Annotated in this window: 25 protein-coding genes; 13 read left to right on the top strand and 12 right to left on the bottom strand. The window is 33.3% G+C overall.

Annotated elements, in window-relative coordinates; genetic code table 11:
* Positions 1 to 20: 20 nt before the first annotated feature.
* The 13 genes from A2530_RS02625 to A2530_RS02565 all read left to right on the top strand — a co-directional run bounded on the left by A2530_RS02625 (position 21) and on the right by A2530_RS02565 (position 11768).
* Positions 21 to 1277: a M48 family metallopeptidase gene (locus tag A2530_RS02625; RefSeq protein WP_294884211.1), complete on the top strand. Its 1257-nt coding sequence runs from the start codon at positions 21 to 23 to the stop codon at positions 1275 to 1277.
* Positions 1259 to 2089: a peptide chain release factor N(5)-glutamine methyltransferase gene (gene prmC, locus A2530_RS02620; RefSeq protein WP_294884213.1), complete on the top strand. Its 831-nt coding sequence runs from the start codon at positions 1259 to 1261 to the stop codon at positions 2087 to 2089. Before A2530_RS02625 ends, prmC begins: the two co-directional genes overlap by 19 nt.
* A gap of 3 nt (positions 2090 to 2092) precedes the next feature.
* Complete coding sequence (locus A2530_RS02615; RefSeq protein WP_294884214.1) at positions 2093 to 2572, top strand: DUF4149 domain-containing protein; 480 nt, start codon at positions 2093 to 2095, stop codon at positions 2570 to 2572.
* A gap of 64 nt (positions 2573 to 2636) precedes the next feature.
* Complete coding sequence (locus tag A2530_RS02610; RefSeq protein WP_294884215.1) at positions 2637 to 3734, top strand: nitrous oxide reductase accessory protein NosL; 1098 nt, start codon at positions 2637 to 2639, stop codon at positions 3732 to 3734.
* Between the two features lie 94 nt (positions 3735 to 3828).
* A complete protein-coding gene (locus A2530_RS02605; protein WP_294884216.1) occupies positions 3829 to 4035 on the top strand; it encodes a hypothetical protein in 207 nt (68 codons plus the stop codon).
* On the top strand, positions 4025 to 5203 hold the full coding sequence (locus A2530_RS02600) for an FtsX-like permease family protein (RefSeq protein WP_294884217.1): 1179 nt from the start codon (positions 4025 to 4027) through the stop codon (positions 5201 to 5203). The genes A2530_RS02605 and A2530_RS02600 overlap by 11 nt, the downstream gene beginning before the upstream one ends.
* Positions 5203 to 5871: an ABC transporter ATP-binding protein gene (locus A2530_RS02595; RefSeq protein WP_294884218.1), complete on the top strand. Its 669-nt coding sequence runs from the start codon at positions 5203 to 5205 to the stop codon at positions 5869 to 5871. Before A2530_RS02600 ends, A2530_RS02595 begins: the two co-directional genes overlap by 1 nt.
* Positions 5872 to 6819 carry a hypothetical protein gene (locus A2530_RS02590; protein WP_294884219.1) on the top strand — a complete coding sequence of 316 codons (948 nt, stop codon included), beginning with the start codon at positions 5872 to 5874 and terminating at the stop codon, positions 6817 to 6819.
* A gap of 16 nt (positions 6820 to 6835) precedes the next feature.
* Positions 6836 to 7270: a hypothetical protein gene (locus tag A2530_RS02585; RefSeq protein ID WP_294884221.1), complete on the top strand. Its 435-nt coding sequence runs from the start codon at positions 6836 to 6838 to the stop codon at positions 7268 to 7270.
* Entirely contained in the window at positions 7267 to 7896 is a 630-nt protein-coding gene (locus A2530_RS02580; protein ID WP_294884222.1) for a Crp/Fnr family transcriptional regulator, read from the top strand. The genes A2530_RS02585 and A2530_RS02580 overlap by 4 nt, the downstream gene beginning before the upstream one ends.
* Before the next feature lie 85 nt (positions 7897 to 7981).
* The gene (locus A2530_RS02575; protein WP_294884223.1) at positions 7982 to 9106 is read left to right on the top strand and encodes a multiheme c-type cytochrome; all 1125 of its coding nucleotides are present in this window, start codon (positions 7982 to 7984) and stop codon (positions 9104 to 9106) included.
* A 186-nt stretch (positions 9107 to 9292) separates the two neighbouring features.
* A complete protein-coding gene (locus A2530_RS02570; protein WP_294884224.1) occupies positions 9293 to 11071 on the top strand; it encodes a copper resistance system multicopper oxidase in 1779 nt (592 codons plus the stop codon).
* Between the two features lie 10 nt (positions 11072 to 11081).
* Positions 11082 to 11768 carry a copper resistance protein B gene (locus tag A2530_RS02565; protein ID WP_294884226.1) on the top strand — a complete coding sequence of 229 codons (687 nt, stop codon included), beginning with the start codon at positions 11082 to 11084 and terminating at the stop codon, positions 11766 to 11768.
* A 54-nt stretch (positions 11769 to 11822) separates the two neighbouring features.
* Here the strand turns inward: A2530_RS02565 and A2530_RS02560 are convergent, their stop codons facing one another.
* The 12 genes from A2530_RS02560 to A2530_RS02505 all read right to left on the bottom strand — a co-directional run bounded on the left by A2530_RS02560 (position 11823) and on the right by A2530_RS02505 (position 23020).
* Complete coding sequence (locus A2530_RS02560) at positions 11823 to 12293, bottom strand: nitrous oxide reductase accessory protein NosL (RefSeq protein WP_294884227.1); 471 nt, start codon at positions 12291 to 12293, stop codon at positions 11823 to 11825.
* A gap of 12 nt (positions 12294 to 12305) precedes the next feature.
* On the bottom strand, positions 12306 to 13133 hold the full coding sequence (locus A2530_RS02555) for an ABC transporter permease subunit (RefSeq protein WP_294884616.1): 828 nt from the start codon (positions 13131 to 13133) through the stop codon (positions 12306 to 12308).
* Positions 13134 to 13149: 16 nt separating this feature from the next.
* Positions 13150 to 13614, bottom strand: a complete 465-nt coding sequence (locus tag A2530_RS02550) for a hypothetical protein (protein WP_294884229.1) — start codon at positions 13612 to 13614, stop codon at positions 13150 to 13152.
* Complete coding sequence (locus tag A2530_RS02545) at positions 13601 to 14239, bottom strand: ABC transporter ATP-binding protein (RefSeq protein WP_294884231.1); 639 nt, start codon at positions 14237 to 14239, stop codon at positions 13601 to 13603. The genes A2530_RS02550 and A2530_RS02545 overlap by 14 nt, the downstream gene beginning before the upstream one ends.
* A gap of 2 nt (positions 14240 to 14241) precedes the next feature.
* Positions 14242 to 15147, bottom strand: a complete 906-nt coding sequence (locus A2530_RS02540; RefSeq protein WP_294884232.1) for a NapH/MauN family ferredoxin-type protein — start codon at positions 15145 to 15147, stop codon at positions 14242 to 14244.
* Between the two features lie 9 nt (positions 15148 to 15156).
* The gene (locus A2530_RS02535; RefSeq protein WP_294884233.1) at positions 15157 to 15693 is read right to left on the bottom strand and encodes a c-type cytochrome; all 537 of its coding nucleotides are present in this window, start codon (positions 15691 to 15693) and stop codon (positions 15157 to 15159) included.
* Positions 15693 to 16316 (bottom strand): hypothetical protein, encoded by a 624-nt coding sequence (locus tag A2530_RS02530; protein WP_294884234.1) that lies wholly within the window; start codon positions 16314 to 16316, stop codon positions 15693 to 15695. Before A2530_RS02530 ends, A2530_RS02535 begins: the two co-directional genes overlap by 1 nt.
* A gap of 9 nt (positions 16317 to 16325) precedes the next feature.
* Positions 16326 to 17063: a 4Fe-4S dicluster domain-containing protein gene (locus A2530_RS02525; protein WP_294884236.1), complete on the bottom strand. Its 738-nt coding sequence runs from the start codon at positions 17061 to 17063 to the stop codon at positions 16326 to 16328.
* Positions 17064 to 17065: 2 nt separating this feature from the next.
* Complete coding sequence (locus tag A2530_RS02520) at positions 17066 to 18283, bottom strand: nitrous oxide reductase family maturation protein NosD (RefSeq protein WP_294884238.1); 1218 nt, start codon at positions 18281 to 18283, stop codon at positions 17066 to 17068.
* A 4-nt stretch (positions 18284 to 18287) separates the two neighbouring features.
* Positions 18288 to 19067, bottom strand: coding sequence for a cytochrome C (locus A2530_RS02515; protein ID WP_294884239.1), 780 nt, complete (start codon positions 19065 to 19067; stop codon positions 18288 to 18290).
* Positions 19068 to 19365: 298 nt separating this feature from the next.
* Positions 19366 to 21960, bottom strand: coding sequence for a Sec-dependent nitrous-oxide reductase (nosZ, locus tag A2530_RS02510; RefSeq protein ID WP_294884241.1), 2595 nt, complete (start codon positions 21958 to 21960; stop codon positions 19366 to 19368).
* 115 nt (positions 21961 to 22075) lie between these two features.
* The gene (locus A2530_RS02505) at positions 22076 to 23020 is read right to left on the bottom strand and encodes a hypothetical protein (protein ID WP_294884242.1); all 945 of its coding nucleotides are present in this window, start codon (positions 23018 to 23020) and stop codon (positions 22076 to 22078) included.
* Positions 23021 to 23023 lie beyond the last annotated feature (3 nt).

Below are 23023 nucleotides of genomic sequence, written 5' to 3'. Positions count from 1 at the left end.
AAAAAAATTAAGGCAGTTAAATGTTAACGACTATTATAGCTATTTATACTATTTTTGTTTTAATCACTATTTATACGAGTGTAATGCAAATAGGATATGTAAATCAGGCAAAGCGTGGCAAAGCAGTTTTGTTGTCCGATAATGATTTTATAAAGGCTGGAAATTACAGCGTAGCAAAAGAGAAGATGAGTATCGCAACGACTTTTATCGATTATGTAATGTTTATTTTTTGGATAGGAACGGGTGTTAAATTTTTACAAGATAATATATTTTTTGAGAATGAAGCCTTTTTAAATATAGCGGTAGTTATGGGATTTTTAATTATAAATTCCGTTGTTTCATTGCCTTTTTCATATTATGAAAAATTTGTTTTGGACGAGAAGTTCGGCTTTAACAAATCTACAAAAGCTCAGTGGATAAAAGATACTTTTATCTCATTTGCAATGACGCTTATTTTTGGTTCCTTGGTAGTTTGGGGAATTTACATGATAATTTCTAGTCTGACTCTTTGGTGGTTATGGAGCTTTATATTTATTTTTTGTGTCATTGTTTTGATTAACATGTTATATCCGACTTTTAGGGCTATGTTTTTTGACAAGCTTACTCCGCTTCAAAACGAAGAGCTAGATAACGAGATAAAAAATCTTATGGATAAAACAGGTTTTGTAAGCTCAGGCGTATTTGTAAGCGATGCAAGTAAAAGAGATGCCAGACTTAATGCTTACTTTGGCGGGTTTGGAAAAACTAAAAGAGTAGTACTTTTTGACACTCTTATAGAAAAACTCACTACCAAAGAGCTTCTTGCGGTTCTAGGTCATGAGCTTGGTCACTTTGCGCATGGAGATATATATAAAAATATTGCATTGATGGGCGGTATGCTTTTTGCAATGTTTGGAATTTTCGGAAATCTTCCAGATTCACTTTACATGGAGCTTGGAGTCGATAAATCTCCTTATGCCGTAATGATTTTACTGCTTCTTCTTATGCCTGTTTTAGGTTTTTTAATGATGCCTATTATGGGAGCTGTGAGTCGTCATAACGAGTATGAGGCGGATAAAACGGGAAGCGAATTAGGCGGAAGCGGCGGTGCTGTAGAACTTGCAAATGCTTTGAAAAAACTTGTAAACGAGAATAAGAGCTTTCCTCTTTCTCATCCTTTGTATATCTTTTTTCACTATACTCATCCGCCTGTTTTAGAGAGGCTTAAAGAGCTTGGAATAGATATCGACGATTCAAGTAAAAGTGCTTTGGGAGCATCATGTCAAGCGGATATCTAGTAAAAGATGTTTTAAAAGATATATCGCAAACTCTAAGTCCTATAATAGAGAGAGCTTCAAGAGAGGCTCAACTGCTTCTTATGCACCATTTAAACGTGGATGAGCTTTGGCTTTTGATGAATCAAAACTCACATGTAAAAGATGCTCATAAACTTTTTGAGTGGGTAGAGCGCAGAGCCAAAAATGAGCCTCTTGAATATATAACGCAAAAGGTAAGTTTTTACAGCGAGGAGTTTTACATAGCTCAAGGTGCGTTAATTCCTCGCCCTGAAACGGAGCTTTTAATCGATGAAGTCATAAAAAACGTAACAGATAAAAATGCCCGCATGACGTTTGTAGAAGTAGGTGTAGGAAGCGGAATCATCTCTATAATGCTTGCAAAAACATTTGTAAATGCAAAAATAATTGCAGTAGATATCTCACAAGCCGCAATTGATATCGCAAAAATAAATATAGAAAAATTTAATCTTGGCGATAGAATTGAGCTAAGATTAGGTTCGCTTTTAGAGCCTATAAACGAACATATAGACTATCTAGTTTCAAACCCGCCTTACATAGCAAATAATGCGGCACTGGAATCAAATCTATCTTACGAACCTCAAAATGCACTTTTTGGTGGAGATATCGGAGATGAGATAATCAAAGAGCTTCTTGATGAAGTCTTAAGTAGAAATATTAACTTTTTTAGTTGTGAGATAGGTTATGACCAAAAAGATAAAATACAAAACTATTTAAACAAGAAGTCGTTTGAGAAATTGGAATTTTATAAAGATTTTAGTGATTTTGACAGGGGCTTCACACTAAGGCTGTAATTTGTGAAAAAAAATATATATGTTGATTTTAGTTACCTGCTTATGTTGGCAGCAACATTTGGGGCGACCATTGTTTTAGGTGCATTTGTTGCTCCTTTGATTTTTCACACCGATAAAATTCTCCATAGTGCTATACTTGATAACTATAATGCAGGCGTAATAATGGCGGAGATTTTTCGTCGTTTTAGCTATTGGGTCTATTTTAGTGCTTTTTTTGTACTTTTTTATGAGCTAATGATGTATAAAAAAGGGCAAAGAGATGCAATATTATTTGGTAGTTCGGTAACTTTTATTTTTTCTGCTTTTATGTTTAGTGCAGTTTATGTGCCAAAAATAATATCTATGCATATACTCGGCTCTGAAGCAGTTTTAAGCGATACTTTTAAAAATATACATGTAGCTAGCGAGCTTGATTTTAAAATAATGGCATTAGCGCTTCTGGTTTTGTTTATTAGAAGGTTAATGCTTCTTAGAGTTTCTTAGATTAACTCTTCATATAAACACTTTATGGTAAAATCTTAAAAAAATTTACTATAAAGAACTCTTTATGTTAAAAAAATCAATTACGATATTTGCCATTAGTTTAGTTTTTGCTATAACAAATTTACAAGCAATAGGTTTTACAAAATCCGCAACAATTAAGCCTGAATTATTTCAAGAGGGTGCTCAAAAAGAGTGGTGTCCCGTATGCGGAATGAATCTTGAAGCATTTTATAAAACTTCCCATCTTTCAAAAATTCACAATCATAAATTAAGACAATACTGCTCTATGAGATGTTTGATAGTCGATATGCAAGAGCATGATATTAATATTGACGAGATAGAAGTCGTAGATGCTTTAACCCAAAAGTTTATAAAAGCTTCAAGTGCATTTTATGTAGTAGGTTCTGACGTAAAAGGAACTATGTCAAAAGTTAGCAAACTGGCTTTTGCGCAAAAAGAGGCTGCTGATGATTTTAATATAGAACACGGCGGAGAGGTTGTTGACTTTAAAACCGCACTTAAAATTGCAAAAGAGTCTCTTAGCTCGGATGTTGCCATGGTCGATAACAAAAAAAGCAAGCAAGTCTATCCTATGGGAAAAAAGATATTTGAAAAAAAATGTACTAAAGAGATAGATATCAATGCATATAATCAAATTAATGAGCTAAAAGCTGATATAAAAGATAAAAATCTTTGCTCGGAACTAAAAGAGAGTGAACTTCAAGCTCTTAGTTTATATCTTTGGGAAGTTAAAAAGTACGGCGATTTAAAAAATTCAAGTGACACAATAAACGTAAGTAGAGATGAAAAGTGCCCTGTATGCGGAATGTTTGTATATAAATATCCTAAATGGGCGGCACAAATATTTTATAAAGAGTCTCATCTTTCATTTGACGGCGTAAAAGATATGATGAAATACTACTTTGAGCATAAAGAGAATATCTCTAAAATGTTAGTAAGCGACTATTACTCTCAAAAAGCAATTGATGCGAAAGAGGCATACTATGTAATAGGCAGTGATGTTTACGGTCCGATGGGAGATGAGTTGATACCTTTTAAAAGTGAAAATGAGGCAAAAACTTTTAGTATGGATCATAAAGGTTTGAAGGTATTAAGGTTTAAAGATATAAAAGCCAAAGAAGTGCATAAACTAGATGAATAAAAAAAGTAAGTCCCTTTTTTACGCTTTTTTAACTATTTTTGGAGTTTTTATCCTCGAGAGCATTTATCTCAACTCAAAGAGTATGGATAATAACATGTTAAATTTAAAAAACGATTTTACAAAAGTTGTAGGACTTCCTGATTTGGCAATATCCACCGAAGCCTCTTTTATTCGCCACAGAACTATGAGCAACCTTTTTAGCATATATAAAGACGACCCTAGCTTAAGAGAGTATTTTCCATCCACATATACATATACACACTCACACATTATAAATCAAAAGAGTCTAAATGCGCAGTAAAATAAATATCTATCTTATAGAGTATGCGATAAATTCTCTGCTAAGGCAGAAATATAAAAGTTTTTTTATTACTGTAGTCTTAACCGCTCTTATCTTTTTGCTAAGTTCACTGTTTTTCATAACAAACTCAATAAAATATGAGCTTCAAAGTACCGTTAATTCTCTTCCTGAAATTGTAGTTCAAAAGGTTAAAGCGGGGCGTCATTACGATATAGACGTAAATGCAATAGACGATATCTTGACAATTACCGGAGTAAGTAGCGCAGTTGCTAGAGTCTGGGGATACTACTATTTTGAAAATGCAGGCGTAAACTTTAGTATTGTAGGAATTGACGAGTATGAACAGCAGTATAAAAACTCTCTTATACATGTAGCAAAGAAGTTAGATTTTAACAGCGGCTCATCGATGTTTATAGGAACAGGTGTTAAAAAGGTAATGAATAAAAACTATTATCAAGAGTATTTTAATTTTATAAAACCCGACGGAACACTTAAAAAAGTGGATATAAGCGGGGTTTTCAACGGCGATACTGAGTTAGAATCAAACGATGTGATAGTTATGAGCAAAGAAAACGTAAGAGAGATTTTTGATATAGAAGAAGAGAAAGCTACGGACATAGTAGTAAAAGTTGCAAACGAAAACGAGATTGCTACTATCGCTTCAAAAATAAAACTTATGTATCCGGATACCAGAGTAATAACAAAAGATGATTTAAAAATCAGTTATCAGAATATTTTTGACTATAAAAGCGGGATTTTTTTAGCACTGTTCGTCGTTTCGCTTTTTACTTTTTTTATAATAATTTATGACAAAGCAAGCGGACTTAGCAGTGAAGAGAAAAAGGAGATAGGGATACTAAAAGCCATAGGCTGGAGAGTCGATGATGTTTTAAAAGAGAAGTTTTACGAAGGTTTTATTATCTCATTTTTTTCCTACATGTCGGGTATAGTTTTGGCACTTGCATTTGTATATATCTTTAATGCACCGTTATTGCAAAATATATTTACAGGCTATTCACAGCTAAAAACCTCATTCGAACTCCCTTTTGTTTTTGATATACAGACATTGGCGCTTATATTTTTTCTAAGCGTACCCATCTATATTGCAGCGACGATAATACCGTCTTGGAGAAGTGCTACTTTAGAAGCAGACGAGGTTATAAGATAATGATTAAGCTAATTGATATAGTAAAAAAGTATGAAGTAAATAAAAACAACATAGTAACGGCATTAAAAGATATAAACATAGAGATAAAAGAGGGAGAGCTTGTAGTTTTAAAAGGGGCAAGCGGAAGCGGAAAAAGCACAATACTATCTCTTATCGCCGCTCTTAGCAAACCGACAAGCGGAGAGGTAATTGTGGGCGATAACAGAGTATCAAAATTTCCCGATAACTTTGCATCCGATTTTAGACGAGATAATATAGGTTTTGTTTTTCAAAAGTACAATCTTATACCTACGCTTAGCGTAAAAGAGAATATCATCCTGCCTCTTCTTCCAATGAATCTACATGTAAAAGAGATAGAAACTAAACTAGAGAGAGTTTTGAAGATGTTTCATATAGAGCATAAAGCAAATCAGCTTGTAAAAAACCTCTCAGGAGGCGAACAGCAAAGGGTTGCCATTGCAAGGGCAAATATTAATACTCCAAAAATTATTTTAGCGGATGAGCCTACGGCAAATTTGGATGAGAAACTTTCACTTCATTTTATCGACATGTTAAAAGAGCTAAAAGCTGAGGGAAAAACAATAGTTGTAGCTACTCACGACCCTCTTTTTTTCGGTCTTGATATTGTAGATAAAGAGATAGAGATACATCAGGGAGTTCTCTCTTAAATGCTGCTTACTCCCGAAGTACTTACCATACTGATTTTAAATCTTATATTTACACTTTTTGCACTAATTGCATTTGTACTTGCAATTAAAATATATATTAATTGGAATATTAATTCGACAAGCCAAATTCAATACTCTTTGGAGAAACAGAGTTTTTTAGCATCTACCATTATAAAGTATATATTTGCCATAAAAGTTCCTCTGTTTCTATTTTTTATTTTTGCTCTCGATAAGATATCAAACGTCTTAACCGGTGCTATGTGCGCAGCAGGAGTAGTTGATGCTACAAAATACGGTACATATCTCATAATCTTAAAAATAGTAAATATTTATCTGTTTGCTTACTGGCTAAAGCTTCATGCAGAGGATATTAAAGATAAAAACCAGCCCTACACTAAACTGAAATTCGGATTCTTTATAGTTTTGTTTTTTCTTTTTATATCTGAGGTTGTTTTAGAAACTGTTATGTTTAATTCTATAGAGATAGATAAGATGGTTAGTTGTTGCGGAAGTATATACTCAAGCTCTGCAAACTCTACTATTTCAGGACTTTTTTCTTTAGATACGACTACTATTTTAACTCTTTTTTATACAAATTATCTGCTTATAGCTATATTTTACTTTTTAAAAAAGAGATATGTTTTTGCAGTTTTAAATATACTTTTTATTATCATAGCACTGATTTCTCTGATAACATTTTTTGGTACCTATATATACGAGCTTCCCTCACACCACTGCCCGTTTTGCTTTTTGCAATATGACTACTATTATGTAGGTTACATTATATATTTGTTGCTTTTTGCAGGGACATTTTACGGACTGGTAGTAGGTTTAGTAAAAGAGACAAAGAAAAACTATACTTTATCACTTCTATTTAATTCTCTTTATGTTATATTATTAACATCATTCGTCCTAGCATACTATATAAAAAATGGTGTGTGGCTTTAAATATTGGAGTTAATATATGGTAAGAGTTAGATTTTTATTAGTTTTTTTATTTGTGGTTTTTAGTTTTTTTGGTTGTCAAGAGCAGAGTGCTAATGAGGTTGGCAAAATAAATTGGGATAGGGATATGTGTGATAGATGTGTAATGGTCATTAGTGATAGAAAAAACACGGTTCAACTAAGAGACCTATCTACAAATAAGCTCTATAAATTTGATGATATCGGCTGTATGGCAATCTGGTTTAATGAGGAAAATATAGAATTTAAAGATAAAGCAAAAATTTGGATTACTGATGTTGAATCAGGAGAGTGGATAGATGCAAGAGCTGCATTTTATACATCCCAAAATATAACCCCTATGGGATTTGGATTTAGTGCGCATAAAACAAAAAACTCTATCAAAAACAATAGTGAAATTTTATCCTATGATGAAGTATTGAAAAGAATAAAATGAGAATACATCTAAAAAATACGGTTCTTTTTCAAAATATAGACGAAGAGACGATAAGAAAGATAGAGACCTTTACTACAGAGCAGAGAGTCTCAAAAGATAATATTGTTTTTTATGAGGGCGATGAACCAAGATTTTTATACCTTCTTGTTAAGGGCGTGATTAAGCTATATAAGACCTCTTCAAACCATAAAGAGGTTGTTTTGAAATATTTTCATGATAATGAGTTAATAGGCGAAGTTGCAAACTTTGAAGGGATACCCTACCCTGCAACGGCAAAGGCATATAGCGATGTCGAAGTTTTAAAAATAGATTTTGATAAACTAAAAGACATCATCTTCTCCAACCCGAATATGGCATTCAATATTCAAACATCTTTAATTAAAAAGATTAAAAATCTTGAAAATATAATTTCAACCAATTTGGTTCTTGACTCCAAAGAGAGAGTTGCAAAATATATATATAATCATGCCGATGATTTTTTTGAGACAAAAAATATAGAGATAGCCGAAGTACTAGGCGTATCTCCGGAAACGTTGTCAAGAATTTTAAAATTTTTCAAAGATCATGATATCATAAATGTTAAAAGCAAATATATAGACAGAGATGCATTAGTAGAATTTTTTTAATAAAAAATGTATAACTGATTTATATCAATACAATTACATTCGCTCTTAGTTAGAATACATAAATTTTAATTATGGAGATTACGATATGCGTTACATACTTTTATCGATTTTTACAATTATGTTTGCCGGTTTTTTAACTGCAAACGAGAGCAAGGTTTGTCAGAAATGCCATCCGATTATTTTTTCAGAATATTATGAATCTTCCCACCGCAACGCTTCAGCCTATAATAATCCTATTCATCAAGCTATGTGGGATGCTCATCCAAAAGATGAAAAAGGTTATACATGTGCAAAATGTCACTCTCCTAGCGATGCAGAAGCACTTAAAAATGGAAAACTATCTAAAAATGAAACTCAACTAGAAGAGCCTATATCATGTGTATATTGTCATACTATAAAAGATATAGAAGATGGCGATAGTTCAAATACAAATATTTCCACAGGAAAACAAAAAGAATTTTATACGGCAGAAGAGGGAAAAAAAGGAAAAGCAGAGTATAAAACACAAACATCTTGGTTTGGACTTGTAAAAGAGTCAAAAAGCTCTCCTTATCATAAAATTGATTATGACAATAAAAACTACTATAGCGGAAACGTATGTATGGGTTGTCACTCGCACACAAACAATGAACACAGTTTTGATATCAGTATGTTAGATGCGGTAATAGACGAGAAAGATGAAAACAGCTGTGTGACATGTCATATGCCGCAGGTTTTAGGAACAAAAGTTACTATTAACGAGAGCAAGACTCATGCTTATCATGGAATTGCAGGAATATACCATAAAAGCAAAAATATGGGAGAATATATAGATTTTAAAGTTTCAAAATCCAGTAGTGAATTTAGTGTAAGCGTTATTAACAAATCAAATCATGCACTTTTTGGTCAGGCATTTAGACAAGGGATTTTAAAAGCAGAAATTAAAAGAGATGCAAAGACAATAGAGTTAAAGCCGTTTATATTTGAGAGAATTTTAGCAAAAGACGGCAAAGAGGTTATGCCGTGGGATGCTAAAGAGACACTAAAAGACAGCTTAATATATGCCAAAAGAGAGATTATTTTTGCATACACGCTTAAAAAAGGCGATAGACTAACGCTTACACTTGGAGTTCAAAGAATTTCAGATGAAGGCATAAAAAAACTTAAACTTGAAGACAATAAAGAGCTAAGTAAGTTTAGAGTTTTAAAGAGTGAGCAATTTAGTTTTTAATATACAACACCTTCGACACACTTTTATTTTTTGACTTTTCTTGGATTTTCATCCGAGGAAAGTTATTTAGTAAATCTATCCTCTTGTTTCTTATCTTTTTCCAACATTCTTTGCACTATTTGTATATTCATATTGTCGGATTTTGTTATAATGTTCTCTTATAAAACGGCACAAGAGGAGAAAAAGATGACTCAAAAAGCCTTAAATATGTCAAGAAGAATCTTTGTAAAAGGTGTTTTCACAAGCGGTATAATCGCATCTTCACCAATAAATATAAGTGCAAGTACAAAGATTTCAAATCGCATAGAAACGCAAGAATTAAGCGGAACAAGATTTGATCTTACAATCGATAAAGTATTTGTAAACATAACAGGCAAACCCTCAGTTGCAACTGTCGTAAACGGTATGTTAAGCGGTCCTACGTTAAGGTGGAGAGAAGGGGATGAGATTACTATCAATGTGACAAATAATCTTGATGAGGACTCGTCTATCCACTGGCATGGGATTATATTGCCTTTTCAAATGGACGGCGTTCCCGAAATAAGCTTTAGAGGTATAAAACCCGAAGAGACTTTCACATACAGATTTACCGTAGTACAAAGCGGAACTTTTTGGTACCATTCTCACTCAGATTTTCAAGAACAGACCGGCGTTTACGGAGCTATAGTAATAGAACCGAAGATAAAGGACCCTTATGAGTATGATAGAGATTATGTCATTACCCTCTCAGATTGGTCGGATGAAAAGCCTAAAAGCGTATATAGAAAACTTAAATTATCTGCAGATTATTACAATTTTAAGCAAAGAACGGTCGGTGATTTTATTGATGAAGTAAAAGAAAAAGGTTTTTTTGCCGCATTTAATGATAGAAAGATGTGGAACGAAATGGCAATGACCGACAGGGATTTATCTGATGTGACAGGTTATACATATACTTATCTTATGAACGGTCAAAATCCTGCAACACTCTATAAAGCTATTTTTAAAAATGGTGAAAAAATCAGACTCCGCTTTATAAACAGTGCCGCTATGACTTTTTTTGACGTTAGGATACCGGGGCTTAAAATGAGAGTAGTAGCAGCCGATGGGAATAATGTTCAGCCCGTAGAAGTGGATGAGTTTAGAATAGGCGTTGCGGAGACTTACGATGTTATAGTAGAGCCTGAAAAAGATACCGCTTATTCTATATTTGCTCAAAGCCTTGACAGAAGCGGTTTTGCTCTTGGAGCTTTAACATATGATAAAAATATAGTAGCACCGACTCCGAATATGGATGCTCTTCCTATCCTTACACATGCGGATATGGGTATGAACATGAGTATAGCTAATATGAACGATAACACTCATGACATGTCAAATATGGACAAACCTCTTAAAAAAGAGAGTGTTATGAAATGTGGCGGAGGTATGAAAATGCCTATGAAAACAAATGAAGAAACAACACTCATACCCATTAGCAAACTTGAAGAAGCCAGAGGCGTACAAACTACCATGAGAGCCGTAAACCCTCAATACAGACTTGATGATCCCGGAGTAGGATTGAGAGATAACGGCAGAAAAGTTTTAACTTATGCAGATTTAAAATCACTGACTTCCACGGCTCACGATAAGTATCCAGACAGAGAGATAATCCTGCGTTTAACCGGAAATATGGAGAGATACATGTGGTCTATTAACGGAATAGCCTACAAAGACGCTCAACCGCTTGAGTTCAAATACGGTGAGAGGCTTAGAATCACTTATATAAACGATACTATGATGAATCATCCTATGCATCTTCACGGAATGTGGAGTGATTTAGAGACGGGAGATGACGATTATCTTCCTAAAAAACATACCGTTATAGCACAACCCGGTTCTAAGATCAGTTTTAGAGTCAACGTCGATGCTAAAGGCTCTTGGGCATATCATTGTCATCTGCTTTATCATATGTCGGGTATGTTTAGAAAAGTAATAGTTACCTAAAGGACATATCATGAAAAAATTACTAATAATGACACTGTTTATATCAACATGTAGTATAAATTTATTTGCAAGCGGAACAGACAATATTTTTAGAGCTACGTTGATAGTAGATGAGCTGGAATATCAGTTTAATGATGAAAAACTACTAACTTGGGATACTTATGCATACGCAGGCTATGATTTAAACAAGATATATATTTACTCCGAAGGTGAAAAAGCTAAAGGCGCCTCTTTTGCTAAGAGTGAAAATCAGCTTGTTTATTCCAGAGCTATATCTCCGTATTGGGATATTCAAATGGGTGTGGGTTATGACAAAACGCAAGATTCACATAAAAAGTGGGGAGTAATAGGTTTGCAGGGGCTGGCTCCATATTTTTTTGAAATACGTGCATCTCTTCTTGTAGCAGAAGACGGAAATGTCGGACTCAGAGCAGAAGCAGAGTATGAGGCACTTATAACTCAGAAACTTATCTTAACACCTAGTATGGCTTTTGCGGCATATACAAAGAACGACAAGCAAATGGATATAGGAAGTGGATTTTCTAATCTTACCTTAGGAGCAAGAATAAGGTATGAATTTATAAGAGAATTCGCACCTTATGTAGGGGTAGAGTGGAATAAAAACTTTGGAAATACCAATAATATAGAATTATTAGATGAAGTTTACCTAACTTTAGGTTTAAGGTTTTGGTTTTAACTATTGTTAAATTTTGTTTAGATTTTATTATAGTTCAAGCACTTTTAGCTTGAACTAAATTCTTCCGTTTAAAAGATTTATAAGAGCCTCTTTTATCTCTTTAAAAGATAGAACTCTTTTACCGTTATATGAAGCTGCAAACTTTTTAGCTTCCTCATAATTTGCAAAAGGAACCAAATCATCACCTGCGGGAGAAGTATGTGAACTTCCGTAAACATAAAATGCACCTTTTGCATCAATAGGTTTTAAGCTTTTGTAATCCGTTACTAGAATATCTTTAAAGTCTGCTTCACTTTTTACACCTATATCAAACCATTTTCCGGGTTGATGATAAAACTCTATCATGGATTTAGGGCTGACAAAGAAAAGTTTTTTCCCATTTGTAAGTTCTATTTTAGAGACCCACTTTGGATTTTCATAAACTTTCATCTTTCTTACGATACTTATCGTATCCTTATCATAATCCATAGTGTATGAAAACAGCATACTAGTAGTTATCGCCGCTGCAAATAAAATCTTTTTCATAATAGCTCCTTTTTAAACTAAATCTTTTTTCTTAAATATTACAAATCCAAAAGTTGCAAAAATCAAACCTAATACAAGTGGATAGCCGATAGAAAAAATAATAAACAAAGCTCTATTCATCGCATCTAGTATATAAAATGCTACCGGTCCCATAACTGTTAATTCTGGATCAAAGAGAGATATTGCCGCTACTCTAAATACTTCCATTGGATTCATCATAGCAATAGAGATGATTAAACTGCTTGGAAATCTTCCCTGCATCATAAGTGAAATAAGTGCAATATCTATAAAAGAGAGTAGAAATATCCATATAAAAAAAGCTATTCCAAGTGCTACTTCGCTTGATTTTACAAATGATGAGATAAAAAATGCTATTCCCAAAAAAGCAGAAGAGAGTGCAAACAAAAGACCTGTATATAAGAAAAATATACTCCATGGAATATCAGCGCCTTTAATTGCGCCAAATATTACTGCTATTATCATTGCAAAGAAAACGGGTAGATAAACAGTTATAAATCTTCCTATAATTTTACCCCAATAATATTGCTTTAAAGATATCGGAAATGACAACATGTACTCAAGTATATTATTGTCTCTGTCTCCGGATATTGAACGTACAGTTGTTATTAGTATAAAAATAGGGAGTATTATAATTGTAATTTGAATATACATAAGCAACAGTCTGCTCAATCCGCTAAAGCCCATAACTTGTGACTCTGTAACCCCTGCAATAAAAAACAGAGCTATAAGTCCACCAAAAACTAAAGAATAGACTAAAAACCATTTTGCTCTTATAGACTCTTTTAAGTCCAAATAGGCGATTAGATATAGATTTTTTATTCCAAAATCACTTTTATTAGCGCGCATTTTCACTTCCTAGTATCTGTTTTCTTATTTTTGGGTTTGCCATATGCTCTCCCCTCAACATTTTAACTATAACTTCATCAAAAGATATAGCACCGCTTTTGGAATTTTGATAAGCACTAAAACCGTAGCTCATAGGTGTCTCTTCATCTATTTTGTAGTGAGCATCGTATGAATTTATATATGCTCTTGTATCTGTTGTAAATACTTTAGATTTCAGCTCTTTTAAATTAAGTCCATTTTGTTTAGCAAATAAAACCATACACCCTATATCATCAAAATTGTGAATTTCATTATCTATGCTCAACTCTGAAGTAAATAGTTTTGAATCAAGGATTTTCATATTACATGTAGAGCAGCTATCTGATTTTTTAACGGATGCTTTTTCATAAGAGTTACATCCGTTAATAAAAAACAAAAGAGAAAAAGATAGAAGTAAAAGCTTAAACTCTCTCATCGGATACCACTTTTCCTAAATCCATGTAAATTTGTCTATTAACAAGTTCTTTTACCTCTTCTAGCCTATGGGTTACAAAAAGTGTTGTTTTTTCACTGCTGTTTAATTTAACAAGTCTGTAAAAGTCATCTCTGGCATCTGGATCAAGATTTGCAGTCGGTTCATCAAAGATTATAATGTCACTTTTTTTTGCCAAACTAATCGCTATCAGAAGCTTCTGCTTCATACCGCCGCTTAGTTTAAAAAATGATTTGTTAATATTATCTTTGATATTTAGTTTCATCTCGTTTGCGTAGTGCAAAATCAACTCTTTATCTACGTCAGAGCTAACAACCACGTAACTCATAAGTTCATCTATGCTTAGTTTAATAGGAGGTGGGAGTTGAGGAACAAAGCTAATATCTTGTAAAACTTTAACTCTCTCTTTTATAGGACAAAATCCGTTTACTAAAACATTTCCGCTATCTGGATGATAATACCCGAGTATAGAGCGGATAAGTGTGGTTTTACCTGCACCGTTAGCACCCATTAGAGCAACACTGTCATTTTTACTAAACTCACATGTTACATTATCAAGCGATACATGTGAGCCAAACTTTTTGGTTAAATTGTTTATTTTTATCATAGTTATACCAAGCTTTTTAATCTAAAATCAAAGTTTAATGCATCCGCATGACAAACATCAATACATCTTCCGCACAATGTACAATCAGCTCCTGTAATATACTCTCTTGTTATACTTTTTTCTTTTCTTTGATCATCATATTTTGCTTTTGTTATTTCAAGAACCTGATTTTCAAAACAGACATCATGACAAACCATACAGTGGTCACAATTATCATTCCACTCAACTCTAAGAGCAGATACTTTTCCTATATATCCGTATGTAGTTCCGATTGGACAGATATATGTACACCAAGCTCTACGAGAGTAAAATACTTCAAAAGCAAATACTATAATTACCCATACCACGGCTAAACTCCAGCCATACGCTATAATCCTGCTCATAATTCCTACAACGTTAAAAGTTTCAAAAACCATATAACCGCTTGTAAAAGAGAGAATTAAAAACATAGCCCAGAAAACGTGTCTTACTCTATGGTCAAACTTTCTCTCTTTGATAATTTTTTTATTTACAAGAGTGTTATGTATTTTTTCACCTACTTCGCTTAATAAACCGTAAGGACAAACCCATGAGCAGTAGCTTCTTCCGCCTACTAGCATATAAAAAACTATAATGGTAACAGTTCCTATAATCATATTTACATGTAGTTCATGAGTGGATAAAAAAACTTCCATTGTAGTAAATACGTCAATTAGATGAAATCCCAAAAATCTAGAACCGTTTAACGTTCCTTCAAGTGTTTGAATATCAATGGCAAACGATAGAAAAAATAGAAGATGGATAGATATAACTAAAATCCATCTCTTCATTCTATAGCTAAATTTCGTCTTTCCATCACTAGTCTTATCAAAAAAAGTTGACCAAAAAGTAGAGTTTTTTATAGTTTCTCTATTGTTATACTTATCCATGTCAAATCACTATTTTTGATTTTTTTCTTGAGAAGAAAAAGCGCCTATTTCATCTGCAAATTTTCTTAACTCTTCTTCACTTGTATTGATTAACAAGCCACTCATAATAACATTCTCTTTTTTTCCTGCTTTAAAGTCGATTAAGTCTTTGTAAATTTTCTCGGCATCCTGCCCATAAAGCTTAGGTCCAATAAGCTTTCTACCGTCTTGCATTCCCGAACCGTCGATTCCATGACATGCCGAACACTTACTTTTGTACGCTAAGCTAACATTTATTTGTCCGATACTTCCTGCTTTTTCCTTAAGCTCTTTTAACTCGTCTCTCACTTCTTCTTTTGGTTGCGTTTGTTGTTGCTGTTGGCTATACTGTTGAGTATCTTGCTGTGTCGGCATTTGTACCTTGCTTATATCTTCTATAACTTTCCCCTGCTCTCCGCCATGATATGCGCCTCCTCTAGAGGCAGTTAGTACCATAAGATATATCACTACTATTGTTATAACAGCTACTACAATATTTTTTAAGTTTATTAAGTTTTTAGTTTGCATTATTTGTTCCTTGCATTTTTAATTTCTTGATTAAAGCTAAATATCTCATCGGCAAGTTGTTTAATCTCCGTATCGTCCATTTTTGAAACTAAATCACTCATAAGAACATTTGCTTTTTTATCATCTTTAAACTTTTTAATTTTTTCATATATAAGATCAGAGCTTTTTCCAAGAAGAGAAGGTCCTATTATTCCGTTTGCATAATCATTATGACATGCAGAGCATTTTACGATAAAATTTTTACTAAGACTCTTTACGAGCATAGATATTTGAACATTTTCGTAAGGGCTTCTTACATGTAAATTTGCATCTACTGCCGTTCTTGGTCTCTCTCTAACCGAAGCATCATCATTAGCAGGCGTTGAATTTAGAGCATACTTACTCTTTACGCCATAATCATAATAGTATGAACTACTTTTATCGTTTGTTTTCTCTTTTTCTTCTATTTTAATCTCTTTTGCATTCTCATTTTTTACAACCTCAATACCCGAAGATGTTGCAACCTTAGAGTTTTGTGATAAATCCTCTTTTTTACCATCATCACCGCTACAACCGCTCAACAAAATAACAAAAGATGCGAAAATGGCCGTCGTGATGTTTATTTTAAAAATATTTTTTCTCATGTAAAACTCCTAAGCTTTATTATAAAATTCATTATACATTACGCGTGGTTTAACAACAATTGACGGTTGTGTTGTAGGGCAAACTTCTTGACAAGCTCCACAACCGATACATCCGTCATAAACTTCAGGTCTCTTTCCGCCTCCGCTGTCTGCTATCATTGCAATTGCACTAAGCGGATTTGGAATAGGACACATATCTGCACAAAGCGTACACTCTTTGCCTTCAAATTCATCAAGTTTTTTTAGTATTACATCTTCTTGTTCTGTTTTGTTTCGAACAGAGTTGACAAAGTTGTGCATTTTGTCATTATACCCTTTTGGGATAAGCGTATTACTTATAGCCAAACAGGTATTTGGAAACTCTAAAACTGCAATTCCCATTTTAATATCTTGCGGTTTTTCACAGTGGTGATCTAATGCCCCGCTAGGACATGCCAAAACACAAGGAACTGCATCACAAGCCCAACAACCACGCTCATTTGCGTCTATATACGGAGTTCCGACACCAATTCCTTTCGCAAAATCTGCCAACTTTATAGAGTGGTAAGGACATACTTGAAGACACTGACCGCATTTAATACATAAAGCCAAAAATTTGTCTTCACTAACAGCTCCAGGCGGTCTTAATCTATTCTCTTTACCTACTAAATAAGGGGAAAATACCATTCCTCCCCCAAGTGCCAATCCTAAAATACCAAGTGTAGAGAATTTCACAAACTCTCTTCTATCTGTTTGTACTTTTTCCATTGTTAACCTTTTATCATAACTTTTGGTTTTTTATCTTCCATTAAAAATAAAGGAGAGGTAAAGGGCGCTAACTTAGCTAAAAAATTTAAAAGTGATATAACCGGAGAACCGTAAAAAAACTTTACGTCCGGATTATATACCCAAAGCTGATCGGCGTATTGATAAACCTTATGAGGCGTATCCCCTATATTGTCTCCATCTTTGTCAAATCCTTCATAATTATCCCAATAATTTTGTTCTATCTCATTATTGTAAGTTTTACTTGATCTGCCATCATTTACAACGTCTTCAATATTTCCCATTATTTTATTATTTTTGATAATATTGTTTTCACTCAGTGAATGAAAGTGAAGTGCCTCAGAGTTGTACAGTATTTTATTCTCTTCAATCCAGTTATTGGTATCCGGCTCAAAAGGCGATCTGTCTATATACATTCCTTGCGCACAGTACAGTATCGTATTATCTTTGATTGTAAAATTGGTTACCTCTTTTAGACCTATTCCCATTCCTGTAGCACCTAAAGAGCTTTTTATAACGTTACCTGTTGCAATAGTGTCTTTGGAATACATAAAAAATATACCTACACTATTATACTTATAGTGATTATTTTTAACTATATTTTTTCCTGCATACATAAAGTGCAAAGAGTATCTGCAATACTCCCCAGAGTTTTCTGAAATTTCATTACCGTGAGAGTACCATATAACCATATCTCGTGATTTAACTAGAGAGTTTCCTTTAATAATATTATCATTTGAATACCAGACTCTAATCCCATCGCCTCTAAGACCCAAATCAAAATCTTTTGAGGTTATTTTATTATTTGAAATTATGCTATTTTGCACCATTTTCAAATCTATACCAAAAAGACAACTATCTATAATACAGTTGCTTACTTCACACTGTTTTGAGTCACTTAATGATATGGCGGCATCTATAGTTTCATGTCTGTCTCCGCTATTTATTATCTTTAAATTTTTCAGTGTTACATATGAACTATTTACGGCAATTACTGTTCCTTTATTGCCGCCGTCAATTATTACCCCATCTTCTTTGCCGATTATCGTAATTGGTTTATTTATAACTATATTACCTTCATATGTGCCGGCGTTTAATTTTAGTATTGAACCTACAGGAGCATCGTCTATTGCTTTTTGCAATACATTTGCATTTAACAGCGATAGAGATACGCTAAATAAAGCAAAAAGGAGTCTTAACATGATCTTATTTCATCTCTTTAAGAGCTTTTTGTTTTGCAAAAAAAGCAAGTAAACTTAATAAACTTATTGCAACAAGAAGATAAAAACCTATAGTAGGATACGAGTGAGTCGTAAATTGAGCAATTTTACCGTCTCCAAATACCGTAGGCATAAAAGGTTTTATAGTAAATGCTCCCCAGTTATGAAGATTGTGTCCAAACCAATATAACCAGTAAGAGTAATCTGCAATAAAAAGCAGAGGTAATGCCGAAGGAATCAACATAAAATATGTTAAAAATTTAGCATTATAGGCAATAAAATAAATCATTATCAAAGAGAGAAACAGAAGTGCATATATACCTATTTCTCGCTCAATCTGTCCACCAATCCACATTGGGTCCATTCCTACATAGTGATTAATAGTATTCATTTCATGAACTTCTCCACTAAATCCATCAAAGTGGAAAAAAACAGGAATACCATCAGGAAAAGCCTCTTTAGGATAGTTCGGTGCTTCTAGCGAAACTGCCCAGATAGGCATAGAAGCTACACCTATTTCAGATGCACTCCCTATCATTTTATCTAAATCATTATGCGCTGATTTATCTGTTGTTTGGCTTTTGTATCTACCTTGGTTGTAAATATTCCATACAGTTTTAGTAAAAGATGAAATTTCGCTTTCTCTACCATCATGAATTTTATTTAACGCTGAGTGGAAAGCAACCATGGGAAAAGTAAAAGAAACTGACAATATTATTAGAGCCAATATTGTAAAGATTTTAGCCTTTGTTAAACTTGGATGCATAGTTATACCTTAATTTAAAAATAATGTAGAGTTATTATATAACTATAATTCTTTTAAAAACCTTGAGCTTTTGCCTATTTTAAATATAATTTAAAATTATGTCAGAATTATGTCAAAATACTAGCAAATCGTGTCATGAAGGTGTCAGAAACATATTATTTTTTAGCTCTATTTAATTGTAGTACTATAATTCTTAAATAAGCTTGATTTATATCAATGATTTATTGAGTAATTTTTGATAAGGAGTTTGTAAAGCAGAGAGCATCGCTCTCTGCATATAGTTAAAAGAGCTTAACTATTAGAATAAGTTAGCATTTTGATCTACCCATTTTAGGTATTCAATAATGTTTTTAGTCTCTTTTTCGTTCATGTGTTGGTTAGGCATTTTAAGATTAAAGTAATCAATCATACCTTTTACATAAGGATCTCCATACATTTTTTCAGGATTCATAATAAAATCTTTAACCCATTTCTCAGCGTTTTCATGTCTTGAAAGTACACCTGTTAGGTCTGGACCTGAAGAAACTTTACCGATAACGTGACATCCGCCACAACCGCCTTCTCCAAATGCCGCTTCTCCGGCTGCAGCAGCGCTAGATTGTTTAGTAGCAATAAGTCTAACTAATGCATCTTTTGCTCTAATTCCAACGTCTGCCGTTTTAACCATTAGCTGCCAAATCATATTTTCATGAAGAATAGCTTTTTCCATATCACCTGCTTTTACAGCGGCATCAGCAAGTTTTTTCTGAGCAGGAATTTGATTATATTGGTCAAATGCATCAGTTACCAAATCAGCTACAACTTTATGTTTGTCAAATTTGTTATCTTTTAGGAACTTAACAACACTTTGAATAACTGCATCCGTTGCAGTATTTGTTGCAACAGTTTTGTCATACTCAGCTTTGAACTGCGCAGGCGTCATTGTTTGCATTTTCATTTTTTGAGAGCTTTCGTACTTTTTGTTTGGATCTTTAACCATCAAGTAACCCATCATCTCTAAGTGAAGCGCAGAACAAAACTCTGTACAGTAGTAAGGGAATACTCCCTCAATGTCAGCAGTAAATTTAATACTTGCAGTTTTACCAGGCTCAAGCGAAGCGTGAACATTAAAATGGTCAACCGTAAAACCGTGAGCTTCATCTTGTGCACGCTCTAAGTTTGTTAAGTACATTGTAACTTCATCACCTTTATTTACCGTGATTCTCTCAGGGTTAATGTGTGAACGAACTACAGTAGCATATACTTTAACTTTATTTCCATTTCTCTCAATTCTCTCTTGTCCTGCTAAAGTTTTACCTTCATGGATAGAATCCGTTCTTGAGTTTGTACCCATTGGATATCTTACATGTCCATGAAGCTTCTCTGCACGAATAGCAACAGCTTGGTGCGGTTCACCTAGAGGAAGAGGCATGTCAACAAGTAAATCCATAGTTTTACCGCTAATATCTATTAATTGGTGATTTTGTGGGTGTAATGGACCAACATTTTGAAATCTATCAATCGCTAATTTATTTAAAGAGATGATATATTTTCCTTGAGGATCTGCTGATTTACCTTCCATACCACATAAGTGACCAACGTTATAATGAACATTCTCTTTATCTATAACTTTTAGAGTTTTATAGTTCCATTTTACAATTTGAGAATCAACATACAATGAAGTATATATCTCACCGTCAATTGGAGAGTATTGATTATGTAACGGCCCCAGACCTAATTCAGCTTGACCATGAAGTGATTTTTTCATATCTAAGATAGGAACACCGTATGGGTCTTTTCCTGCAAACTCTTTAGAATCAATTAGCTTTTTAATTTTGCTCCATTTGAAAACAGAAGCATGAGTATCAAGCTTACCACAAACAGTAATATATTCACCATCTGGAGAGATATCAACACCGTGAGGTGATTTTGGCTCAGGAATTAGGAACAGCGCATTGTTTTTAACAGCGATATCCATAGGAATTACTTTATGGTCATTAATAATTTTTACGTTATTTTTGTCTTTAGCAAGCTCTGCAAGTTTCTTCCAGTTATATACATGTAAGAAGTCGGTATCATTTCTACTCATACCCGCTTCATTCGGCGGCATACCAACTTCTATACCACCTGTGTACATCTCCGTGTTAACTGAGTTTGTAAAACCCCATCCATCAGACACGCCTTTACCTGAATCAGATAAATCTTGCATGTATGGAGGCATCTCAATCGTAAAAGAATCTTTTTCTTGGATTCTACCTTTTGAGTGGTCAAATTTCCACATTGTAACACCACCACGGTAAGATTCTTTATAGTCCTCAATCGGGTGATAGTTATTATCAAAAGGAGCAGCATATTGGCATGCTTCTATAATAAAATCACTGTTTTGAGTAAAGAAAGCACCACCATGAGCTGATTTAAATACAGGATTTGCAACAATCTGTTTTGTTTCAAAGTCTGCTAAGTCAATAATTGCAATACGAGGATTTGCTTTATCGTTGATTGCCAACCATTTACCGTCATACTTACCGTCTTTTTCAGAAAGAGCCGGATGGTGAGTATCTCCCCAGTTGATCTCTCTTCCTCTAATATTACCTTGTCTTAAAACTTTTTTCGACTCTTCATCAAAGCCATAGCCTTGCCAAGGTTCAGGTGTAAATACACCGATATATTTTAAGATTCTCATAGAAGGAACACCGTAAACAATTACTTGTCCAGCTTGTCCTGCAGAACTAAATACAACAAACTCATCTTTTACCCCGGTAGGGTTATATGTTTTTGCAGCACGAACTACATCTATTTCACTTAGTCCTCTTGCTTTCATAACTTTTTGTAGTTCTGCATCGGCACTAACAGCAGTTGCCACTAGCGATGTTCCTACAAGAAGTGAAGCAATTTTTCCAAAATGCTTAGTCATTTTCTTCTCCTTAATTCATTTGAGTTTAATAAAATACTCATATGATTTGTTATGGTAGTCTATTTTTTTGAGCAAAAATTTGACTATGGTCAAAATATTTAATTAATTTTAAATTTTAAGCTTTATATGACATATAGTGGGAAATCAAATCATCTAAATCAGATTTTACATTTTTAAGACTTTTTGTTGAAGAACTTAACTCCTCAAGAGACTGTATGATAGCATCCTCTTTTTTTATTAGCTCTTTATCTCTTGTTTTTTCACTCATTTCATATATTAACTCTATGATATCTTCAATATTTTGTTCAAGAATCTCTAATGATTTATAAGAGTGTTCTATTGAGTTGCTTGAGTTCAAAATTGAATCATTTACTTTTTTTAGCAAAGCGTTAAAATTTTTACTAGCTTGAGAGACATCTTCGTTTTTATCTAAAATGTCTATGGGTGCCAAACCTTTAATGCTTGAGTTTGTAAGTACGGTTTTTGATGCAAGAAGAAATTTTTGTATAAAAGCTATTGTACTTTTTAGCTGCGTAAACAGATATATAAGCAACAGTACTAATCCGGCAAATAGAAAATATTGAGTCAAAATATAGATATTTTGCTTAGAATCAAAATTTTCTTGTTCTTTTTTTATAAGTTTATCGAATTCAACAATCAATTTTAAATTTGTATTATAAATATCTCTAACTTCTTTCTCTAAGATTATGTTTGAATAAATTGATTTAACCTTTATCTGATTCCTAAAATCCTGTACAAGAAAATAAAACTCATTCCATAGAGTAATTATCTCTTTACTTAGTTGTAATTTTTGCTCCTTTGCATTCATCTGATATAGAAAATTTTTTATAGAACTATCCAGTGAATTTGTAGGACACTCCTTATCTTTGTGAATATAAAAAATATTTTTAGATATCTCTTGCGTAAAATCTTTTTGTTCATTTATTGTATTTAAAAACTCATTATGTGCAATATTTTTCTCTGATATATAGTTAAAAAATAGAGCTAACGTAACGGATAACAAAAATATTAAAATACTAATAATTTTTATTTTATTCACCTT

Source organism: Sulfurimonas sp. RIFOXYD2_FULL_34_21 (genome assembly GCF_001830805.1).
In the GTDB taxonomy this organism is placed as follows: Bacteria; Campylobacterota; Campylobacteria; order Campylobacterales; family Sulfurimonadaceae; genus Sulfurimonas.
The sequence above is the reverse complement of the archived record's forward strand: the minus strand, read 5'-3'. Positions and strand labels throughout refer to the sequence as shown.

Excerpts from the sequence above, each read along its gene's own strand:
- A2530_RS02625 (WP_294884211.1), top strand. The coding sequence starts at position 21 with ATGTTAACGACTATTATAGCTATTTATACTATTTTTGTTTTAATCACT.
- prmC (WP_294884213.1), top strand. The coding sequence starts at position 1,259 with ATGTCAAGCGGATATCTAGTAAAAGATGTTTTAAAAGATATATCGCAA.
- A2530_RS02610 (WP_294884215.1), top strand. The coding sequence starts at position 2,637 with ATGTTAAAAAAATCAATTACGATATTTGCCATTAGTTTAGTTTTTGCT.
- A2530_RS02605 (WP_294884216.1), top strand. The coding sequence starts at position 3,829 with ATGTTAAATTTAAAAAACGATTTTACAAAAGTTGTAGGACTTCCTGAT.
- A2530_RS02600 (WP_294884217.1), top strand. The coding sequence starts at position 4,025 with ATGCGCAGTAAAATAAATATCTATCTTATAGAGTATGCGATAAATTCT.
- A2530_RS02595 (WP_294884218.1), top strand. The coding sequence starts at position 5,203 with ATGATTAAGCTAATTGATATAGTAAAAAAGTATGAAGTAAATAAAAAC.
- A2530_RS02590 (WP_294884219.1), top strand. The coding sequence starts at position 5,872 with ATGCTGCTTACTCCCGAAGTACTTACCATACTGATTTTAAATCTTATA.
- A2530_RS02585 (WP_294884221.1), top strand. The coding sequence starts at position 6,836 with ATGGTAAGAGTTAGATTTTTATTAGTTTTTTTATTTGTGGTTTTTAGT.
- A2530_RS02580 (WP_294884222.1), top strand. The coding sequence starts at position 7,267 with ATGAGAATACATCTAAAAAATACGGTTCTTTTTCAAAATATAGACGAA.
- A2530_RS02575 (WP_294884223.1), top strand. The coding sequence starts at position 7,982 with ATGCGTTACATACTTTTATCGATTTTTACAATTATGTTTGCCGGTTTT.
- A2530_RS02570 (WP_294884224.1), top strand. The coding sequence starts at position 9,293 with ATGACTCAAAAAGCCTTAAATATGTCAAGAAGAATCTTTGTAAAAGGT.
- A2530_RS02565 (WP_294884226.1), top strand. The coding sequence starts at position 11,082 with ATGAAAAAATTACTAATAATGACACTGTTTATATCAACATGTAGTATA.
- A2530_RS02560 (WP_294884227.1), bottom strand. The coding sequence starts at position 12,293 with ATGAAAAAGATTTTATTTGCAGCGGCGATAACTACTAGTATGCTGTTT.
- A2530_RS02550 (WP_294884229.1), bottom strand. The coding sequence starts at position 13,614 with ATGAGAGAGTTTAAGCTTTTACTTCTATCTTTTTCTCTTTTGTTTTTT.
- A2530_RS02545 (WP_294884231.1), bottom strand. The coding sequence starts at position 14,239 with ATGATAAAAATAAACAATTTAACCAAAAAGTTTGGCTCACATGTATCG.
- A2530_RS02540 (WP_294884232.1), bottom strand. The coding sequence starts at position 15,147 with ATGGATAAGTATAACAATAGAGAAACTATAAAAAACTCTACTTTTTGG.
- A2530_RS02535 (WP_294884233.1), bottom strand. The coding sequence starts at position 15,693 with ATGCAAACTAAAAACTTAATAAACTTAAAAAATATTGTAGTAGCTGTT.
- A2530_RS02530 (WP_294884234.1), bottom strand. The coding sequence starts at position 16,316 with ATGAGAAAAAATATTTTTAAAATAAACATCACGACGGCCATTTTCGCA.
- A2530_RS02525 (WP_294884236.1), bottom strand. The coding sequence starts at position 17,063 with ATGGAAAAAGTACAAACAGATAGAAGAGAGTTTGTGAAATTCTCTACA.
- A2530_RS02520 (WP_294884238.1), bottom strand. The coding sequence starts at position 18,283 with ATGTTAAGACTCCTTTTTGCTTTATTTAGCGTATCTCTATCGCTGTTA.
- A2530_RS02515 (WP_294884239.1), bottom strand. The coding sequence starts at position 19,067 with ATGCATCCAAGTTTAACAAAGGCTAAAATCTTTACAATATTGGCTCTA.
- nosZ (WP_294884241.1), bottom strand. The coding sequence starts at position 21,960 with ATGACTAAGCATTTTGGAAAAATTGCTTCACTTCTTGTAGGAACATCG.